We start from the raw sequence: 18,450 nt of genomic DNA, 5'->3' as shown, positions 1-18,450 counted from the left end.
TTCAACCGGGTCTCCTCCGGCGGGGTCGGCGGTTCAGTCGCCCGCCGGGACCACCATCGGCGTACCGGCGACCGGGTCGGGCACGACGACGCACGGCAGCCCGAACGCCTTCTCGACGACCTCCGCGGTGACGACCTCGGCCGGCGGGCCCTCGGCGAGGATCCGGCCGTCGGTCATGACCACGAGGTGATCGCTGTAGCGGCAGGCCAGGTTGAGGTCGTGCAGCACCGTGACGATGGTCCGCCCGGTCTCCCGGTTGAGCGTACGCAGCAGGCGGAGCAGATCGACCTGATGACTGATGTCGAGGTAGGTCGTCGGCTCGTCGAGCAGCAATAGATCGGTCTGCTGGGCGAGCGCCATCGCGATCCAGACCCGCTGGCGCTGGCCCCCGGACAGTGCGCGCAGCGGGCGGTCGACGAGCTCGCCGGTGTCGGTGGCGGCGAGCGCCTCGGCGACCGCCTCCTCGTCGCGCGCGCTCCAGTGGCGGAACCAGCCCTGGTGCGGGTGGCGTCCGCGCGAGACCAGATCGCCGACGGTGATGCCATCCGGAGCGACGGGGGTCTGGGGGAGCAGTCCGAGGACCCGTGCGACCTCGCGGGAACCGCGGTCGAGGATCGGGATCCCGTCGAGCAGCACCTCGCCGGCGGATGGACGCAGCAGCCGGGCGAGGCCCCGCATCAGCGTCGACTTGCCGCAGGCGTTGGCGCCGACGATCGCGGTCACCCGCCTGTCGAGGACGTCCAGATCGAGCCGGTCGACGACCACCCGGTCGTCGTAGCCCAGCGTCAGCTCGCGCGCCGCGAGCCGCGGCGCCAGGGTCGTTTCCGGCTGAGTTGTCTCCGGCTGGGTCATCCGCCCATCCCTCTCCGGTTGGTGGTGGCGATGAGCCACAGCAGGTACGGCGCGCCGACGGCGCCGGTGACGACACCGGTCGGGACCTCGACCGGCAGCAGGTTCATGGCGACGTAGTCCGCGATCAGGCACACGATCGCCCCGACTGCGCCGGCGGCGACAATGCCGCCGCGGGCGCTGCCGAGCATCCGGTCGGCGATCGGTCCGGCCACGAGGGCGACGAACGCGATCGGCCCGGCGACCGCGGTGGCCAACGAGGTCAGCAGGACGCCGGTCGCGATCAGCGCGAGCCGGGTCGCCTCGATGCGTACGCCCAGACCGCGGGCGGTGTCGTCGCCCAGCTCCACGGCGCGGAGCAGCCGCTGGAGCAGCGGCACCAGCGGGACGAGCACGATGATGGCGACCAGCAGCGCGTTGTTCTCCGCGTCGCCGGCCTGCCCGATCGATCCGGTCAGCCAGTGCAGCGCAGCCCTGGCCTCGGTGAGCGAGGTGCGGGTGAGGAGGTAGCCGGTGACCCCGGTGCAGAACGCCGCGGTGCCGATCCCGATCAGCACGAAGCGATAGCCGGTGATGCCGTCGCGCCAGGCCAGGACGTACATCACGGCGGCCGTGACCAGGCCGCCGCCGAAGGCCAGCAGCGGAATGCTCACCCCGCCGAGGGCGGGCACCGCGATACCCGCGACGGCGGTGACGCTCGCGCCTGCGGAGATGCCGACGAAGTCGGGCGAGGCCAGCGGGTTGCGCAGCAGCTGCTGGAAGATCGTGCCGGCCGCGCCGAGTGCCAGCCCGACGCACACGGCCGCCTTGACCTGCGGTCCGGTCAGGTCGCGCACGATGAAGTCGACCGCGGCGTGGTCGCGCAGATGCAGCAGCGAGGCCAGGACCTGGTCGAGGCTGAGCTGGACCGAGCCGAAGCAGAGCGTGAGCAGGGCCAGGACGGCGGCGACGACGAGCAGGACGACGGGTACGACGCCCGCGCGCACCCGACGGCTGCGCCGCGTGCGCCGCAGGGCCGTCACGGTCTGGGCTGTGACGGTCTGGGGCATGACGCTCATAGGTCCGCCAGCCGGGCGTAGCGGACGAGGAGCACGAAGAACGGTGCGCCGATGATGCCGAGGACCACGCCGACCTGGAGCTCCCCGGTGCCGCCCAGGACGCGACCGAGGATGTCGGCGCCGAGCAGCAGCAGGGAGCCCAGCACCATCGAGTAGGGCAGGACCCAGCGATAGTCGGGACCGCACAGGAAGCGCGCCACGTGGGGCACCACCAGACCGACGAAGACGATGGGACCGCACGCCGCGGTCGCGGCGCCGCAGAGCAGCCCGACCACCAGGAACGACAGGATGCGCGTACGCGTCAGGGAGACGCCCAGCCCGCGAGCGGCGTCGTCGCCCAGGGCCAGCGCGTTGAGCCAGCGGCCGCAGAGCAGCGCCAGGACGATGCCGACCAGCAGGAATGGAGCCACGCCCGTCACGATCGGGGCATAGCGGCCGGCCAGCGAGCCGACCTGCCAGAAGCGGTACTGCTGCTGGGCGTCTAGGTCGGTGAGCAGCAGCCCGGTCGTCACCGCGGTCAGCCCGGCGGTGATCGCGGCCCCGGCGAGGGCCATCTTCACCGGCGTCGCGCCGTCGCGCCCGAGCGAGCCCACCGAGTAGACGAGCACGGTCGCCGCGAGCGCCCCCGCGAACGCCGCGACGACGTGGAACCCGAGCGAGCCGACGCCGAGCAGGGTGATCGAGCCGACCACTGCGAATGCCGCGCCGGCATTGACGCCCATGATCCCCGGGTCGGCGATGGCGTTGCGGGTCAGGCCCTGCAGCAGGGTGCCGGCGAGCCCGAGAGCCGCGCCCGCGAGGAGTCCGAGCACGGTCCGGGGGACCCGCAGACGTACGGTCACGGTGTCCTCGACCGACGAGGAGCTGCTGAAGTGGCGGAAGGCGTCGAGGACCTGGCTCAGTGCGATGTCGCGCGACCCGAGGGTCACGCTGAGGAAGGCGAGGACGGGCACGAGCGCGACGAGCAGCAGCAGGCCGACGGCGAGCCCGGAGGCTCGCCGTCGTGCCGGTGCGGGTGTCGCCGTGGCGACAGAGGTGGTCACTGCCGGAGTCAGTCGCCGATGGTGTCGTCGATGTCGGCCAGATCGGCGGTCAGCTTGGTCAGGGCCTCGGCGTAGTCGGCGTAGGTGTGCAGCCAGAAGGCGGGCCACTCGATGACCTGGCCGGCCTCGGCCGCGCGGATCGACGTCCAGGTCGGCTGGCCCTCGGCCGTCTTCGTGGCGTCCACGAAGGTGCGGCTGTCGATCAGCAGGACGTCGGGCTGGTACTTGTCGGCGTTCTCCCAGCTCAGGTTCTCCCAGTAGGGGAAGTCCGGGTCCGGCGAGTCCGGCGCGACCACCTGCAGGCCCCACTCGGTGAAGTCCAGCAGCTCCGGGGCGTACTCGGGGTTGGCGGCGTAGAGCAGGTCGTCGGCGGGGGAGACCGCGAGCGCGGTCAGGTCCTTGTCCTTCATCTCCGCGATGAAGCCGTCGCGCGCTTTCTCGAAGGCCGCCTTGTCCTTGGCTCCCTGGGAGCTCTCGACGTCGGCGCCAAGGCTCTCGGCGAGATCCTCGTAGCCCTCGGCGAGGTTGAGGATCGAGCCACCCTGGGACGGGCCGACGACCGGTGCCAGCTCGGCGAGTTTCTTGCTCTTCGCCTTGGTGCCGTTCTCCAGCCCCGAGTGTGCCTTCTCCGCCGGCCACCAGTCGGCGACGATCAGGTCCGGGGTCAGCGTGGACGCCTTGGCGACGTCGATCGAGCCCCACTCCTCACCGAGGATCTCGATGTCGGTCAGGTCGACGCCCTCCAGGTTGGGATCGGTCTCGACCGACTCGTCGCCGTAGATGCCGACGGGGCGGATGCCGTAGGAGATCAGCGCGGCGGCCGCCGGAGCGTGCGCGATGATCCGGGTCGGTGCCTCGTCGAGCTTCACGACCTCACCCGAGCCGTCGGTGAAGCTCCACGGACCGTCGGGAACCGAGGACGCACCCGATGCCGGTTTCGCGCCGTCGCCGTCGGCGATGTCGGAGGAGCAGGCGGACAGCGCCAGAGCCAGGGCGGCGGCCGTGACGGCGACGAGGTGGGGTCTCATGAGGTGAGGCTAACCTAATTTTGCCTCGGGCGGGATGGTGACCGTTGACTAGGAAAGCGCCCGGCGCGCGGTGTCGAGGAATGTACGGAACGACTCTCTGTCCTCGGGCCCGATCTCGGCCAGCATCTGCTCCTCGAGCTCTTCGACGCGCGGGTCGTACGCGTCGAGGAAGGCGCGGCCGTCGGTGGTGAGGCTGATCAGCATGCGGCGCCGGTTGTCGGGGTCGATGCGGCGCTCGATGAGACCACGGCGCTCGAGGGCGCCGATGAGATCGGCGGCGGACTGGGCGCGTACGAACGAGGCGCGGGCCAGGTCGGCGGCACTCATCGTGGGGCGGCGCTCGAGCACCGAGAGGGCGGTGTACTGCAGGGCCGTGACCCCTGATTCCTTCAGGACGGCGTCGAGGCGGGCTCGGGTCGCGAGCTCGAGCTGCTTGACGACGTAGAGCAGCAGGGGTGCGTCGGTCATGCGGTCATTCAAGCATCGCTTCGCTTGCGGGAGGCGCCTACTTCTGAGATTATCAGGATTCCTGTCAATCACGAGGAGTTCATCATGCTCGGAACCCCCCTGCCCGATGCCCTGCGGGCAGAGCGCGTCGACGACATCGCGGTGCTGACGCTCGCCCGGCCCGCGAAGCGGAACGCGCTCAGCGACGAGGCGGTGCTCGGGATCGAGCGGTTCTTCGATGGCCTCGAGCCGGACGTACGCGCCGTCGTCATCGACGCGGACGGCGAGCACTTCTGCGCCGGGCTCGACCTCTCCGAGATGACCGAGCGCGACACCCTCGCCGGGGTCAGCCACTCGCGGATGTGGCACCGGGTCTTCGAGAAGATCGAGTTCGGGCCGGTCCCGGTCGTGGCGGCGCTGAAGGGCGCCGTGGTCGGAGGCGGGCTGGAGCTCGCCGCCGCTGCGCACATCCGGGTCGCGGAGGAGTCCACCTTCTACGCCCTGCCTGAGGGGCAGCGCGGGCTCTTCGTCGGCGGCGGCGCGTCGGTGCGCGTCCCGCGGCTCATCGGGGTCTCCCGGATGGCCGACATGATGCTGACCGGCCGTCGTTACGACGCGCAGGAGGGGCTGGGACTCGGCCTGAGCCAGTACGCCGTGGCCGACGGCACCGGCCGCAAGACCGCCCTCCAGCTGGCCGGCCGGATCGCGCAGAACGCGCCGCAGACCAACTTCGCCGTCGTGCAGGCGCTGCCGCGCATCGCCGAGGCCAACCCTCGCGACGGCTTCCTGATGGAGTCGCTGATGGCCGCGATCGCGCAGGGGACCAACGACGCGAAGGGGCGGATGCAGGACTTCCTCGACGGCAGGGCCAAGAAGGTGACGGACCAGTGAGCGCGACCCAGCAACAGATCGAGCAGGGCGACATCGTCTGGACGCCGCCGGCGGACGTGCTCTCCACCTCTCGCGTCGGTGAGTTCCTGGCCTGGCTCGCCCGCGAGCGCGACCTGACGATGACCACTCACGAGGAGCTGTGGCGCTGGTCGGTGACCGACCTCGACGGCTTCTGGTCGGCGGTGTGGGAGTTCTTCGGGGTGCGGGCGCACGCTCCGTACGACTCCGTTCTCGCCTCCCGGGAGATGCCCGGGGCGCGCTGGTTTCCTGGAGCGCTGCTCAACTATGCCGAGCACGCGCTCGGCGCCGACGAGGACGTCGACCGGGTCGCGGTGCTCGGCCGCTCGCAGACGCGTGACGATGTCGAGCTGACCTTCGGCGACCTGCGCGACCAGGTGGCCCGGGCGCGGGCGGTGCTGGAGAAGCTGGGCGTACGCCGCGGCGACCGCGTCGCCGGTTACCTGCCCAACATCCCCGAGGCCCTGGTCGCCTATCTCGCCACCGCCAGCCTGGGCGCGACCTGGGCGAGCTGCGCCAGCGAGTTCGGGCCGCGCAGCGTGATCGACCGTTTCGTCCAGATCGAGCCGGTCGTGCTGCTGGTCGCCGGCGGCTACCGCTACGGGGCCAAGGACATTGACCGGAGTGCCCAGGTGGCCGAGATCCGGGCCGAGCTGCCGTCGGTGCGACACGTGGTCGATGTCGAGTACGGCCCGCACCGCATCGAGGACGCGCTCTCCTGGACCTCCCTGCTCGGCGCGGAAGAGGGTGCCGAGCTCGCCTTCGAGCCGGTGCCCTTCGACCACCCGCTGGTCGTCCTCTTCTCCTCCGGCACGACCGGCCGGCCGAAGGCCATCGTCCACGGCCACGGCGGCATCCTGCTCGAGCACCTCAAGAACCACGCGCTCTCGTGGGACATGGGGCCCGAGGACCGGATGCTCTGGTTCTCCACCACCGCCTGGATGATGTGGAACGCCCTGGTCTCTTCGCTCCTGGTCCGCTCCTCGATCGTCATGGTCGACGGCAACCCGATGCACCCCGACCTGACCTGGCAGTGGCGGCTCGCAGCGTCGACGGGGGCAACGGTGATGGGTGCCAGCCCGGGGTTCGTGATGGCCTGTCGCAAGGATGGCGTCGAGCTCAAGGACCTCGGTGACCTGCGGGTTCGCGTCCTCGGGTCGGCAGGGGCGCCGCTCCCGCCCGAGGGCTACGCCTGGCTGCGGGACCAGCTCCCGGGCGCCCAGATCAACGTCGGCAGCGGCGGCACCGACGTCTGCTCCGGCATCGTGCAGAACAACCCGCTGCTCCCGGTCTACGCCGGCGAGATCTCCGGACGCTGCCTCGGTGTCGACGCCCACGCCTACGACGAGTCCGGCCGCCCGGTCACCGGCGTGCTCGGCGAGCTCGTCATCACCTCGCCGATGCCCTCGATGCCGGTCGGCTTCTGGGGCGACGAGGACGGCAGCCGCTACCGCGCGGCCTACTTCGACCACTATCCCGGCGTGTGGCGTCACGGCGACTGGATCCTCTTCCACGGCAACGGCAGCTGCCACGTCGCCGGCCGCTCCGACGCGACCCTCAACCGGGGCGGCGTACGCCTCGGCACCGCCGAGTTCTACCGCGTCGCCGAGGAGGTGGACGGGGTCGCCGACTCGCTGGTCGTCCACCTCGAGGACCCCGACGGAGGCAACGGCGAGCTGCTGCTCTTCGTGGTCACCGACGAGGGCACCCGGCTCGACGACCCGCTCCGGGCCCGACTGGTCCGCGCGCTGCGGTCGGCGCTCTCCCCGCGGCACATCCCCGACCAGGTGATCGAGGTGCCCGCGGTGCCGCGCAACCTCACCGGCAAGAAGCTCGAGCTGCCGGCCAAACGCATCCTGCAGGGCGTACGTCCTGAGGACGTCGCCAGCCGGGACGCGCTCGCCGACCCGGCGTCCCTGGACCCGTTCGTCGCGCTGGCGACCTCGGGCGCGCTGAGCAGGAGGACCGCATGAGGAGCGGAGAGAACGTTCGTACGCTCGGGGTCGTCGGCACCGGCGCGATCGGGGTCAGCTGGGTGGTGCTCGGGCTCGAGCACGGGCTCGACGTCGTCGCCTGGGACCCGGCCGAAGGTGCCGAAGAACGGCTGCGGGCGCAGATCCCGGAGGGGGCCTTGCGGTTCGCGGGCGGTCTCGAGGAGGTCGGCGCGGCCGCCGACCTGGTGCTCGAGAGCGGACCCGAGCGGCTGGAGGTCAAGCGCGAGATCTTCGCCGCGCTCGACGCGGCAGCCGCGGGCGACGTACTGCTGACCAGCAGCTCCTCGGGACTGATGCCGAGCACGTTCCAGGACGCCTGCACGCATCATCCGGAGCGGGTGCTCGTGGCGCACCCGTTCAACCCGCCGCACCTGGTGCCGCTGGTCGAGGTCGTGGGCGGATCGGCGACGTCGGCGGAGGCCGTCGAGGCGGCCCTGGAAACGATGCGCCACCTGGGGAAGCGCCCCATCCACATCCGCCGCGAGGTGCCCGGGCACGTGGCCAACCGGCTCCAGGCGGCGCTGTGGCGCGAGGCCTACCACCTCGTCGACCAGGGCATCGTCTCGGTCGCCGACATCGATACCGCGATCGCCGACGGCCCCGGGCTGCGCTGGTCACTGCTCGGCCCCTTCGCGACCCAGCACCTCTCCGGTGGCCCGGGCGGGCTCGGGCACGTGCTCGAGCATCTCGGCCCGCCGATGGTCGAATGGTGGGACGACCTCGGTCACCCGGAGCTCACCGCGGGGCTGGTCGAGAAGCTGGTCGACGGGGTCGACGAGGAGCTCGACGGCACCTCTGCCGAGGACCTCGTCGGGCGCCGTGACCAGGCGCTGCGGCGACTGCTGGAGATCAAGACCGACCTCGGGCTCGGCTGAGCCCACGAGACGAACGAGGATCGACATGTTGGACAGCGGCATCGGATCGTGGCCCGCCCGGCGGGCCCGGATGACCCCTGGCGCGCGGGCGTTCGTGCAGGACGACGCGGTGGTGACGTACGCCGAGGTGGACCGCCTCGTCGAGGCGGTCGCCCACGGGCTCCGCGCCCGCGGTGTCGCGGCAGGCGACCGGGTCGCCTTCCTCGGCCTGAACTCGGTCGAGCTCGCGGTCACGCTCTTCGCCACCGCGCGGCTTGGGGCGGTCTTCCTGCCGCTCAACACCCGGCTGGCGCCGCCCGAGCTGGCCTGGATCCTCACCGACGCCGAGCCGGCGCTGATCATCCACGCCGACGACTTCGACGAGGCGGTCTCCTCCGAGGCGGTCGCGGCCCTCGGGCTGCCGAGCCATCGGTTCACCGCCGGTGGCGGTCACGGGCTCGACGCGCTCGCCGTTCCGTCGAAGGAGCGGATCGACGTCGAGGTCGGGCTGGACGACGTCTTCATGATCCAGTACACCTCCGGCACCAGCGGCCGCCCCAAGGGCGTGATGTTGACGCACGGAAACATCGCCTGGAACGCGTTCAACCTGCTCGTGGACGTCGACGTCCGCTCCGATGAGATCGCCCTGGTCACCGCCCCGCTGTTCCACACCGCCGCGCTCAACCAGGTGCTGCTCCCGACCTTCCTCAAGGGCGGCACCTCCCTCATCGCGGCCCGCTTCGACCCGGCCGCCGCGATCGCCACCATCGAGCGGGAGCGGGTCACCCTGCTCTTCGGCGTCACCTCGATGTACCAGGCGCTCGCCCAGGAGCCGACCTGGGCGACCGCCGACCTCGACAGTCTCCGCTCGGCCCTGAGCGGTGGTGCGCCGATCCCGCGCACGCTCCTCGACACCTGGCAGAGCCGCGGGCTGCACATCATCCAGGGCTACGGCCTGACCGAGGCCTCTCCTGGGACGACCATGCTGCGCGCCGGCGACGGCCTCGACAAGCTCGGCTCGGCCGGCACCCCCTGCTTCTTCACCGACGTACGCGTCGTGGCGCCCGGCAACGAGGAGGCGGCTCCCGGCCAGGCCGGTGAGGTGCACGTCAGTGGTCCCAACGTGACTCCCGGCTACTGGCACGACGAAGCGGCGACGGAGGCTGCCTTCGACGGGCCCTGGCTGCGTACGGGTGATGTCGCGATGCTCGACGACGACGGCTTCCTCTATGTGGTCGACCGGGTGAAGGACATGTACATCAGTGGCGGCGAGAACGTCTATCCGGCAGAGGTCGAGCAGGCGGTCTACACCCATCCCGGCGTCGCCGAGGCCGCCGTCATCGGCGTCCCCGACGAGCGCTGGGGCGAGGTCGGCCGCGCCGTCGTCGTACGCCGCCCCGACTCCGCCCTCACCGAGTCCGACCTGCTGAAACACCTCGACGGACGGCTCGCCCGCTACAAGATCCCCAAGGCCGTCGTCTTCGTCGACGAGATCCCGCACAACGCCTCCGGGAAGCTGCTGAAGTCCCGGGTCCGCGAGCTGTACGGCACCCCGGAAGGAACCACCCGATGACCCGCTACCAGCCCCGCATCGACACCGCCTCGATCCGAGCCCTCGACATGCACACCCACGTCGAGGCCGACCATCACGGTCACTTCTCGCTCGACCAGGAGCTGATGGACGCCTCGGCGGCCTACTTCCGCGGCGACCACCCGCGCACTCCGACCGTCGACGACCTCGCCGCCTACTACCGCGAGCGCGAGATGGCAGCGGTGATCTTCACCGTCGACGCCTCGACCGGGCTCGACCATCCGCCGCTGTCGAGCGAGGAGATCGCCGAGCGCGCGACCGAGCACGCCGACGTACTGATCCCGTTCGGCTCCGTCGACCCCCGCAAGGGCGAGGTCGCCGTGAAGCAGGCCCGTCGTCTCGCTGAGGACTACGGCGTACGCGGCTTCAAGTTCCATCCCGGCCTGCAGGCCTTCTCGCCGGCCGACCCCGGCTTCCGTCCGCTGTGGGCGACGCTGGAGGAACTCGGTGTGGTCGCGCTCTTCCACACCGGCCAGACCGGGATCGGCGCCGGCCTCCCCGGCGGACGCGGCATCCGGCTGCGCTACTCCGACCCGCTGCTCCTCGATGACGTCGCCGCCGACTTCCCGGACCTCCAGATCGTGATGGCGCACCCCGCCGTCCCCTGGGTCGACGTACAGATCTCGATCGCGACCCACAAGGCCAACGTGCACATCGACCTGTCCGGCTGGTCGCCGAAGTACTTCCCGCCGCAGCTGGTCAAGCAGCTCAACGGGCCGCTGCGCCGGAAGGTGCTGTTCGGCTCCGACTTCCCGGTGATCACGCCCGACCGCTGGTTCAGCGACCTCGAGAAGCTCGAGATCAAGGACGAGGTTCGGCCGCTGCTGCTGAAGGAGAACGCGATCCGCCTGCTCGGTCTCGCCTGAGTCCGGGTCCGAGTCCGGGCGGGCCAGGGTTTTGACCATCGCATCTATTGACGGGGTGGCGGGCATCACGCAGCATTGACAGGAATCCTGATAAACAGGAATCCTGAATGGAGCCCGCAATGACCCTCACCCCCGCCGGCAGATGCCCGGCCGGCCCACGGACGCAGATGGGCCGGATCCTCGCCAGCACCCCCACCGGCCGTCCCAGACCCGGCTACGACCCTCGGCCGGCGGTCGGGACGCACCGCGGCAAGGGGCTCTGACATGCCCGCCAAGTACGAGGACCAGCAGCTCTTCATCAACGGCCGGCCGACCGACTCGGTGAGCGGCCGCCGGATGGACGTCACCGATCCCAGCACCGGCAAGGTGCTGACGAGCGTGCCTGCGGGCGATGCCGCCGACGTCGCTGCCGCGGTGGCCGCCGCCCGGGAGGCCTTCGACACCGGGCCGTGGCCACGGATGAGCGGCCGCGACCGCGCCCGCATCCTGCACCGTGTCGCGGACCTGATCCGCGAGCGGGCCGACGAGCTGGTCGAGATCGAGAGCCGAGACGTCGGGAAGCCCGTGACCCTGGCCCGACACGTCGACGTCGAGACCGCGGCCCAGCAGTACGAGTACTGCTCCGCGCTGGCGCAGACCCTCGATGGGTCCGTGCGGGACACACCCATCGCTGCCCTCGCCTACACCCGACGCGAGCCCCTGGGCGTGGTCGGTGCCATCACCCCGTTCAACTTCCCGCTGGTCCTGTCCAGCAGCAAGATCGCGGCCGCCCTGGCGGCCGGCAACACCGTCGTGCACAAGCCGGCCGACGACACCCCGCTCAGTGCGCTGTTCATGGCGCGGCTCCTTGCCGATGCCGGGGTGCCTGAGGGCGTACTCAACGTCGTGACCGGGACCGGTCCGGAGGCCGGCGACGCCTTGCTGCGTCACTCCGGCGTCGACAAGATCGCGTTCACCGGGTCGACGGCCGTGGGCCGCCGGGCCGCGAGCGTCGCGGGCGAGCACCTGAAGCCGGTCACCATGGAGCTCGGCGGCAACGGTGCGCACCTGGTCTTCGCCGACGCCGACATCGAGATCGCCGTGGGCGCCGTGATCAAGGCCTTCGTCTTCAACACCGGTCAGTTCTGCATGGCCGGACCGCGGCTGCTCGTCGCCGCGGAGATCCACGACACGGTGGTCGACATCCTCCGGCACGCCGTCCCGGGCGTACCCCTCGGCGATCCGCGCGACCCAGCGACTGTCATCGGCCCGATGGCCGGCGACCAGCACCGGAAGAAGGTCGAGGAGTACGTCGCCCTGGCCCGCCAGGAGGGCGGCCAGATCGTCACCGGCGGCGTGCGTCCGGAGCTCGGAGAAGACCTCGCCGACGGGTTCTACTACGCGCCGACGGTGATCACCGGGCTGCCGGCGGACTCACGCGTCGTCAACGAGGAGGTCTTCGGGCCTGTCCTCACGGTCCAGTCCTTCGCGGACGAGGACGAGGCCGTGGCGCTCGCCAACTCCACGGCGTACGGGCTGGCGGCCGGGCTGCACACCGGCGACCTCACCCGTGCGCACCGGGTCGCGGGCAGGCTCGAGGCCGGCATCGTCTGGGTCAACGACTGGGCGATGCTCGACCCCGCGGTGCCGTTCGGCGGTGTCAAGCAGTCCGGTTTCGGCCGCGAGTACGGCCCGGAGGCGCTCGAGGCGTACACGAAGGTCCGATCCGTCGTCATCTCCCTTCCGCCGACCCCTCAGGAGGAGTCGTGAGCACCACGACCCAGGCGGCGGTGGTCGAGTCCGCCGGCGCCCCGTTCACCATCGGAGACGTCGAGCTAGACGCGCTCCGTCCCGACGAGATCCTGGTGCGGATGGTCGCCGCCGGGCTCTGCCACACCGACCTCGGCGTGGCGAGCGGCGGACTCCCGTTCCCGCTCCCGGGTGTGCTCGGGCACGAGGGCGCCGGTGTGGTCGAGGAGGTCGGATCCGGGGTACGCAGCCTCGTACCCGGCGACCAGGTGCTGCTGTCGTTCAGCTCCTGCGGAAGCTGCGCCCAGTGCCGCGACGGCCATCCGGCCTACTGCGACATCTGGCTTCCCGCCAACCTCATCGGCGGCGCCCGCATGGACGGGGTCTCCCCGGTGCGGAGGAAGGGAGAGCCGATCGGTGGCCACTTCTTCGGCCAGTCGTCCTTCTCCCGCCTCGCCGTCGTCGACGAGCGCAGCGCCGTACGCCTTGACCCGGAGGCCGACCTGACCCTGCTCGCGCCGCTCGGGTGTGGAGTGCAGACCGGGGTCGGTGCGGTATGGAACGTGCTCGCGCCGCGCCCAGGGTCCTCGGTGGTGGTCCTCGGCGCGGGTGCCGTCGGCCTGTCGGCGGTGATGGCCGCACGTCTCACCCCGGCCACCCGCATCATCGCGGTGGACCGGGTGGCCGAGCGGCTCGACCTGGCCCGCGAGCTGGGGGCGACCGACGTCATCGACGCCGGCCAGGTCGACGACCTGACCTCGGCGCTGACGGACCTGACGGGCGGCGGCGCGGACGGCGTCGTCGAGACGACCGGCAACACCGGCGTACTCCGCCAGGGCGTCGACGCCCTGCGTGCCCGAGGCACCGCGGTCATCGTCGGTGCGCCGCCGTTCGGCACCGAGGTGGGGATCGACGTGAACGCGATGCTGCCCGGCAAGCGGGTGACGGGGCTGACCCTCGGCGACGCCGAGACCCGCACGCTCATCCCGGCGCTGGCGCGACTGGTCGCCGACGGCCGGATGCCGCTGGACCGGTTGGTCCGTCACTACCCGTTCGAGGAGATCCAGACGGCCGTCGCGGACATGGTCTCGGGTGCCACGGTGAAACCGGTGCTGACCTTCTAGACCGGTCACGGGGGCTCCTTGACAGGCGTGACGTGCATCACCCAGAATTGACAGGAATCCTGATAAACAGGAATCCTGAATGGAGCCCCCACATGACCCTCACCTCCGGTGGTAGCACGACCGGTCCACGTACGAAGATGGGCCGGATCGTCGCCAGCAGCTTCACGGGCAGCTTGATCGAGTACTACGACTTCCTGCTCTACTCCACCGCCTCGGCCGTGGTCTTCAACGAGGTCTTCTTCTCCAACCTCGACCCGGTGACAGGAACGATCGCGTCCTTCGGCACCTTCGCCGCCGGCTACCTGGCGCGCCCGCTCGGCGGCGTGATCTTCGGCCACTTCGGCGACCGGCTCGGCCGGAAGAAGATGCTGGTCCTGACCATGCTGATCATGGGTGTCGTCAGCTTCCTGATCGGCTGCCTGCCGACGTACGGCCAGATCGGTGCGGCTGCGCCGGTTCTCCTCGTCCTGCTCCGGGTCATCCAGGGCGTCGCGATCGGCGGCGAGTGGGGCGGCGCGGTGCTGATCACCGCCGAGCACGCCACCTCCCGGCGTGGGCTGTGGGCCTCGTTCACCAACGCCGGCGCCCCGGCCGGCATGGTCCTCTCGACCGCGGTGATGGCGGTGATGGCGTCGGTCACCACGCCCGAGCAGTTCACCGCGTGGGGCTGGCGGGTGCCGTTCCTGCTGAGCATCGTCCTGCTCGCGGTCGGCCTGTGGATCCGCCTCAGCGTGACCGAGTCGCCCGCCTTCGAGGCGATGAAGGAGAAGAAGGCAGAGGCGCGTACGCCGCTGCTCGACGTCCTCCGCAACCACCCGCGTACGCTCCTGCTGGCCGTCGGTGTCGGGCTCGGCGCCTTCGTCGTGCAGGGGACGTTGACCACCTTCCTGATCAGCTATGCCCTCGGGGCCGGCTTCGAGCGTCCGACAGTGCTCAACGCGCTTACGGTCTCGTCGGCCGGCGCGGTCATCGGCATCATCGGCTGGTCGGCGCTCACCGACCGGGTCGGCCGCCGGCCGGTGGTCCTCACTGCCGCCGTCGCGACCGCGGTCTTCGCGTACCTGCTCTTCCCGATGCTCGACAGCGGCAGTGTCGCGCTCCTGGTGCTCGCGGTGGTCCTGGGCCAGTCGGTCATCCATGCCGCCTTCTACGGGCCCCTCGCCGCGCTGATGAGCGAGGTCTTCAAGACCTCGTCGCGCTACACGGGTGCCTCGCTCGGCTACCAGCTCGCCGGCATGGGCGCGGGCCTCTCGCCGCTCCTCTTCGCCTCGCTGCAGAAGGCCGGCGCCAGCACCGTCATGCTCTCCACGGTCATCGCGGCTTTCTGCCTGCTGAGCGTGTTCTCCCTGGTCCGGCTCGGCGAGACCAGCGACCGGGAGCTCGTCGACGCCTGACCCCATGGCACACCGCGCCCGCCGCGTGAACCGCGGCGGGCACGGTGAGTCGACGTGGGTCGCCGAGACGTTATCGGTCTCGAACCGGCCGCCGAGCGGCGAGGTATTCCGCGGGCATGCCCGGGCCGGGTCGCACCACGACTTGATCAGGGTGAATCTGCCCGTGCTGCTCGCATCGGGTCTCGATGTGGACCGGCTCGCCGCAGTCGGCGTGCAGGTAGTCGATCGGTCGCCCGTCGGGGGCGAACCACGTGTCCCCCCACTCGGTGAGAGCGATCAGCGCCGGCCGCAGGCCCTGAGCCTTTGCGGTCGGCCGGTAGTCGCCGGCGTCGTCGCGCGTCATCAGGCCGGTCTCGACGAGGGTGGCGAGGCGCGTCTTCAGGATGTTCGTGGAGATGCCGAGGTTGTGCTGGAAGTCGCCGTAGCGCGTGACGCCGGCGAAGATCGCGTCCCGCAGGATCAGCAGCGTCCAGCGCTCGCCCACGATCTCCAGGGACCGGGCGATGGAGCAGATCTGGCCGTCGTACGTCTTTCCGAGCACGAGGACGACTCTAGCAAATCACTTGCATGATGAAAGTAGGTGTGTCTACGGTGGTGCTTGCATGATGCAAGTCACAGCCGATTCCAAGGGGACAGCCATGAGCGACCTGACCGCAACCTTCACCGTCGACGCCACGCCTCAGGAGGCGTACGAAGCCATCAACGACGTACGTTCCTGGTGGGGGCACCACATCGCCGGACCCACCGACCAGGTCGGTGCCGAGTGGTTCTACCTGGTGCCGGACATCCACTACTCCAAGCAGCTCGTCCAGGAGCTGGTCCCGGGGGAGCGCGTCGTGTGGGAGTTCACCGACGGCTACCTCGACTTCATCGCCGACAAGAAGGAGTGGATCGGTACGACCGGGCGGTTCGACATCGTCCGGGACAGCGGGCAGACCCGCGTGACCTTCACCCACGAGGGACTCGCGCGCGGCGACGAGTGCTTCGACGTCTGCTACGACGCCTGGACCCACTACATCACCGTCAGCCTCAAGGGCCGCATCGAATCCGGCGAGGGCACGATCCGAACGCAGGACCAGGACAAGGCCGCGGTCGGCCGGTGACGCGACGCTCAGCCGAGTAGGCCCCGGATCTCGTCGATCGTCTGAACGAGCAGAGCACCGGTGTGCGGCTTCGCGACGCCCATGGTCGGCTCGGGCCAGAGGGTGAGAGGGACGCTCTGGCCGTCGGCGGAGGCGATGACGAACCCCTCGACGACCCTCGCGGCGTTGATCCTGACCTCCGCCGCCGCGACGGTCGCGCCCCGACCGGGAAGCGTGAGCAGGCGCGTCGGCTGCCCCGGGCCGCTCTTCCAGACTGAGACCTCGTCCGGACTCACCACGAGGATCGTCGCCGAGAGCTTCCACATCCCCATCTGCGGCCGGGTGAAATAGGCATGCGCCGTCGCCCGGAACGCCGCGAGCGCCCGACGCTGCCCGCGGACGGTCAGGGCGCCGTACGCAATGAAGCTCACCGGGACGGCGAGCAGGGCGATCACGATCAGGATCAGGAACAACACGGCGGGTAGTCCACCACATTCGCTGCTGAGAAGTGGTCGATTTGGGCCCGCCGGAGCCGCTCGGCTGGGCCCAAAGTGACCACTCCTCGCGCGGTCGATAGCCCGCCAGTCCTGCTCTCGTGCCTGGTATTACTTGAACATGCTGAAGACCTGGCCCGGCCGCGGTCGTCTGGCGTTGTACGTCGCCGCGACCGTGCTCGGGATCGTGGAGGCCGCGGTCCTGACCACCGACCCCTACGAGGTCGCGGGCGGGGTCGCGTTGCTGCTGGGTGCCACGCACGCCGCCGCGATTCCGCTGGCGCTCCGGCGTCCGGTGGAGGCGGCCGGCCTCTCCTTGGTCGCGGTCACCGTGGCCGCGCTGGCGGTCGCGCGGCATAGCCCGGAAGGCTGGCCGTGGATGGTGGCGCCGCCGACGCTGACCCAGCTGCTGGTGCTGCTGGTGCTGACCCTGGTCGCGGGGTGGAGGCTGGCGGCGATCACCCTGGGCATCCAGGTCGCGGCCGGGCTGGTCCTGGCCGTGGTCGGACTGGCCTGGAACGACTTCGTCACGTCCGTCGTCGAGGTGGCCAACTTCGCCTCGCTCGCGCTGCTGCTGGGCGCCCTCGCCACCGTCGCCAGAAGGCTGGCCGAGAGCCGCAGCGCCTTGCAGGAGGAGCACGAGCGGCGCTCGGTCGTCGAGGAGAAGGCCCGCATCGCCCGCGAGCTGCACGACGTGATCGCCCACAACATGTCGCTGATCACCGTGCAGGCCAGGTCCGCGCCGCACCGGGTCGACGACGTCAGCCCGGCGGCCGAGGCGGAGTTCGCCGAGATCGCCGACCTGGCGGCCTCGGCGCTGCGGCAGATGCGCGGGGTGCTCGACGTGCTGCGTACGGAGGAGGGTCAGTCGGGCCGGGTCCCGGTGCCGGGCATCGACGGGCTGGCCGAACTCTTCGAGTCTGCCCGCGGAACCGGGCAGCGGGTCGAGGTGCGGGGTGAGCTTCCGGAGCTCACCGACGTGGACCCGGAGGTGGGCACCGCGGCCTACCGGATCGTGCAGGAGGCACTCAGCAACGCCCGCCGTCACGCTCCCAGCGAGCCGGTCGGCGTCGATCTGACGTTGGGGGAGAAGGACCTCGAGATCCGGGTCGCGAACGCTCTCGACGGCGCCGCGCCGGCCTCCGACAAAGAAGCCGCCGGCGGTGGTCATGGGTTGATCGGCATGCGCGAGCGCGCGGGCGCCGTCGGTGGCAGCCTCACCGCCGGAGCAGGCGACGGCGGCGAGTTCGTCGTCGAGGCCCGGCTCCCAGTCCAAACCGCCGTGCACACGCCCGCCAAACGCGGTAGGAAGACCCCGTGACGGTGAAGATCGTGGTCGTCGACGACCAGGAGATGGTGCGCTCCGGCTTCGTGGCGCTGCTCAGCACCCAGCCGGACATCGAGGTGGTCGGCACCGCCGCCGACGGCTCCGAGGCGTTGCAGGTGGTGCGGCGTACGCATCCCGACGTGGTGCTGATGGACGTCCGGATGCCGGTGATGGACGGGATCGAGGCGCTCCGGCAGCTCTCCGAGAACCCGGCCACCGCACAGACCAAGGTGGTCATGCTGACCACCTTCGACGCCGACGAGTACGTCCACGAGTCGCTCCGTCTCGGCGCCAGCGGGTTCCTGCTCAAGGACGCCTCGCCCGACGAGCTCGCCTCCGCGATCCGGGTGGTCCATGCCGGCGAGGCGCTGCTCTCGCCGTCGGTGACCCGGCAGGTGATCGCGCAGTTCGCCCGCGCACCGCGCCGCCGTCGCGCCGACCCGCGCCTCAAGCAGCTCACCGAGCGCGAGCGCGAGGTGCTCGAGCACATCGCCCGCGGCAGCTCCAACAGCGAGATCGCCGCCGAGCTCTTCCTCGCCGAGCAGACCGTGAAGACCCACGTCAGCCGCATCCTCGGCAAGCTCGGCCTGCGCGACCGCGCCCAGGCCGTCGTCTTCGCCTACGAGAGCGGCCTGGTCGCGCCGCACGTCTAGTGGCGTCCC

At 70.8% G+C, this 18,450-nt stretch carries 19 protein-coding genes; 12 read left to right on the top strand and 7 right to left on the bottom strand.

From position 1 onward, the window contains the following. Positions 1–33: 33 nt before the first annotated feature. From OG801_RS12875 to OG801_RS12855, 5 genes are read right to left on the bottom strand one after another with little or no spacing between them, the layout of a single operon-like run. Positions 34–852 (bottom strand): ABC transporter ATP-binding protein, encoded by an 819-nt coding sequence (locus tag OG801_RS12875; RefSeq protein WP_406035998.1) that lies wholly within the window; start codon positions 850–852, stop codon positions 34–36. Further along, positions 849–1,898, bottom strand: a complete 1,050-nt coding sequence (locus tag OG801_RS12870; protein ID WP_406035997.1) for a FecCD family ABC transporter permease — start codon at positions 1,896–1,898, stop codon at positions 849–851. The genes OG801_RS12875 and OG801_RS12870 overlap by 4 nt, the downstream gene beginning before the upstream one ends. 5 nt (positions 1,899–1,903) lie before the next feature. After that, positions 1,904–2,950 carry a FecCD family ABC transporter permease gene (locus tag OG801_RS12865; RefSeq protein WP_406035996.1) on the bottom strand — a complete coding sequence of 349 codons (1,047 nt, stop codon included), beginning with the start codon at positions 2,948–2,950 and terminating at the stop codon, positions 1,904–1,906. An 8-nt stretch (positions 2,951–2,958) separates the two neighbouring features. After that, entirely contained in the window at positions 2,959–3,978 is a 1,020-nt protein-coding gene (locus tag OG801_RS12860) for an ABC transporter substrate-binding protein (RefSeq protein WP_406035995.1), read from the bottom strand. A gap of 48 nt (positions 3,979–4,026) precedes the next feature. After that, positions 4,027–4,446 carry a MarR family winged helix-turn-helix transcriptional regulator gene (locus tag OG801_RS12855; RefSeq protein WP_406035994.1) on the bottom strand — a complete coding sequence of 140 codons (420 nt, stop codon included), beginning with the start codon at positions 4,444–4,446 and terminating at the stop codon, positions 4,027–4,029. Positions 4,447–4,530: 84 nt separating this feature from the next. Here OG801_RS12855 and OG801_RS12850 point away from each other — a divergent pair, with 84 nt between their 5' ends. From OG801_RS12850 to OG801_RS12810, 9 genes are all read left to right on the top strand, one after another. Continuing rightward, positions 4,531–5,316 (top strand): crotonase/enoyl-CoA hydratase family protein, encoded by a 786-nt coding sequence (locus tag OG801_RS12850; protein WP_406035993.1) that lies wholly within the window; start codon positions 4,531–4,533, stop codon positions 5,314–5,316. Continuing rightward, positions 5,313–7,307 carry an acetoacetate--CoA ligase gene (locus OG801_RS12845; protein ID WP_406035992.1) on the top strand — a complete coding sequence of 665 codons (1,995 nt, stop codon included), beginning with the start codon at positions 5,313–5,315 and terminating at the stop codon, positions 7,305–7,307. Before OG801_RS12850 ends, OG801_RS12845 begins: the two co-directional genes overlap by 4 nt. Further along, entirely contained in the window at positions 7,304–8,203 is a 900-nt protein-coding gene (locus OG801_RS12840) for a 3-hydroxyacyl-CoA dehydrogenase NAD-binding domain-containing protein (RefSeq protein ID WP_406035991.1), read from the top strand. Before OG801_RS12845 ends, OG801_RS12840 begins: the two co-directional genes overlap by 4 nt. A gap of 25 nt (positions 8,204–8,228) precedes the next feature. Next, entirely contained in the window at positions 8,229–9,755 is a 1,527-nt protein-coding gene (locus OG801_RS12835; RefSeq protein WP_406035990.1) for an acyl-CoA synthetase, read from the top strand. Next, the gene (couO, locus tag OG801_RS12830) at positions 9,752–10,639 is read left to right on the top strand and encodes a 4-hydroxyphenyl-beta-ketoacyl-CoA hydrolase (RefSeq protein WP_406035989.1); all 888 of its coding nucleotides are present in this window, start codon (positions 9,752–9,754) and stop codon (positions 10,637–10,639) included. Before OG801_RS12835 ends, couO begins: the two co-directional genes overlap by 4 nt. A gap of 119 nt (positions 10,640–10,758) precedes the next feature. Beyond that, on the top strand, positions 10,759–10,902 hold the full coding sequence (locus OG801_RS12825) for a hypothetical protein (RefSeq protein ID WP_406035988.1): 144 nt from the start codon (positions 10,759–10,761) through the stop codon (positions 10,900–10,902). Position 10,903: 1 nt separating this feature from the next. Further along, positions 10,904–12,388, top strand: a complete 1,485-nt coding sequence (locus OG801_RS12820) for an aldehyde dehydrogenase family protein (RefSeq protein ID WP_406035987.1) — start codon at positions 10,904–10,906, stop codon at positions 12,386–12,388. Then, positions 12,385–13,491, top strand: a complete 1,107-nt coding sequence (locus OG801_RS12815; protein ID WP_406035986.1) for an NAD(P)-dependent alcohol dehydrogenase — start codon at positions 12,385–12,387, stop codon at positions 13,489–13,491. The genes OG801_RS12820 and OG801_RS12815 overlap by 4 nt, the downstream gene beginning before the upstream one ends. Before the next feature lie 92 nt (positions 13,492–13,583). After that, positions 13,584–14,885: an MFS transporter gene (locus OG801_RS12810; protein WP_355017572.1), complete on the top strand. Its 1,302-nt coding sequence runs from the start codon at positions 13,584–13,586 to the stop codon at positions 14,883–14,885. A gap of 70 nt (positions 14,886–14,955) precedes the next feature. Here OG801_RS12810 and OG801_RS12805 read toward each other — a convergent pair whose 3' ends face one another. After that, a complete protein-coding gene (locus OG801_RS12805; protein ID WP_406035985.1) occupies positions 14,956–15,426 on the bottom strand; it encodes a winged helix-turn-helix transcriptional regulator in 471 nt (156 codons plus the stop codon). A gap of 97 nt (positions 15,427–15,523) precedes the next feature. Between OG801_RS12805 and OG801_RS12800 the strand changes: the two genes are divergently transcribed. Next, on the top strand, positions 15,524–15,988 hold the full coding sequence (locus OG801_RS12800; protein WP_406035984.1) for an SRPBCC domain-containing protein: 465 nt from the start codon (positions 15,524–15,526) through the stop codon (positions 15,986–15,988). Positions 15,989–15,996: 8 nt separating this feature from the next. On the opposite strand, the gene OG801_RS12795 is transcribed toward OG801_RS12800, so the two are convergent. After that, positions 15,997–16,443, bottom strand: coding sequence for a hypothetical protein (locus OG801_RS12795; protein WP_406035983.1), 447 nt, complete (start codon positions 16,441–16,443; stop codon positions 15,997–15,999). A 139-nt stretch (positions 16,444–16,582) separates the two neighbouring features. On the opposite strand from OG801_RS12795, the gene OG801_RS12790 reads away from it, so the two are divergent. Both OG801_RS12790 and OG801_RS12785 read left to right on the top strand, forming a co-directional pair. Continuing rightward, complete coding sequence (locus tag OG801_RS12790) at positions 16,583–17,782, top strand: sensor histidine kinase (protein WP_406035982.1); 1,200 nt, start codon at positions 16,583–16,585, stop codon at positions 17,780–17,782. After that, entirely contained in the window at positions 17,779–18,441 is a 663-nt protein-coding gene (locus OG801_RS12785) for a response regulator (RefSeq protein WP_406035981.1), read from the top strand. Before OG801_RS12790 ends, OG801_RS12785 begins: the two co-directional genes overlap by 4 nt. Positions 18,442–18,450: the final 9 nt, after the last annotated feature.

The sequence above is a fragment of the Nocardioides sp. NBC_00163 genome (assembly GCF_045206295.1).
GTDB lineage: Bacteria > Actinomycetota > Actinomycetes > Propionibacteriales > Nocardioidaceae > Nocardioides.
This window is presented reverse-complemented; position numbering and strand designations above follow the sequence as displayed.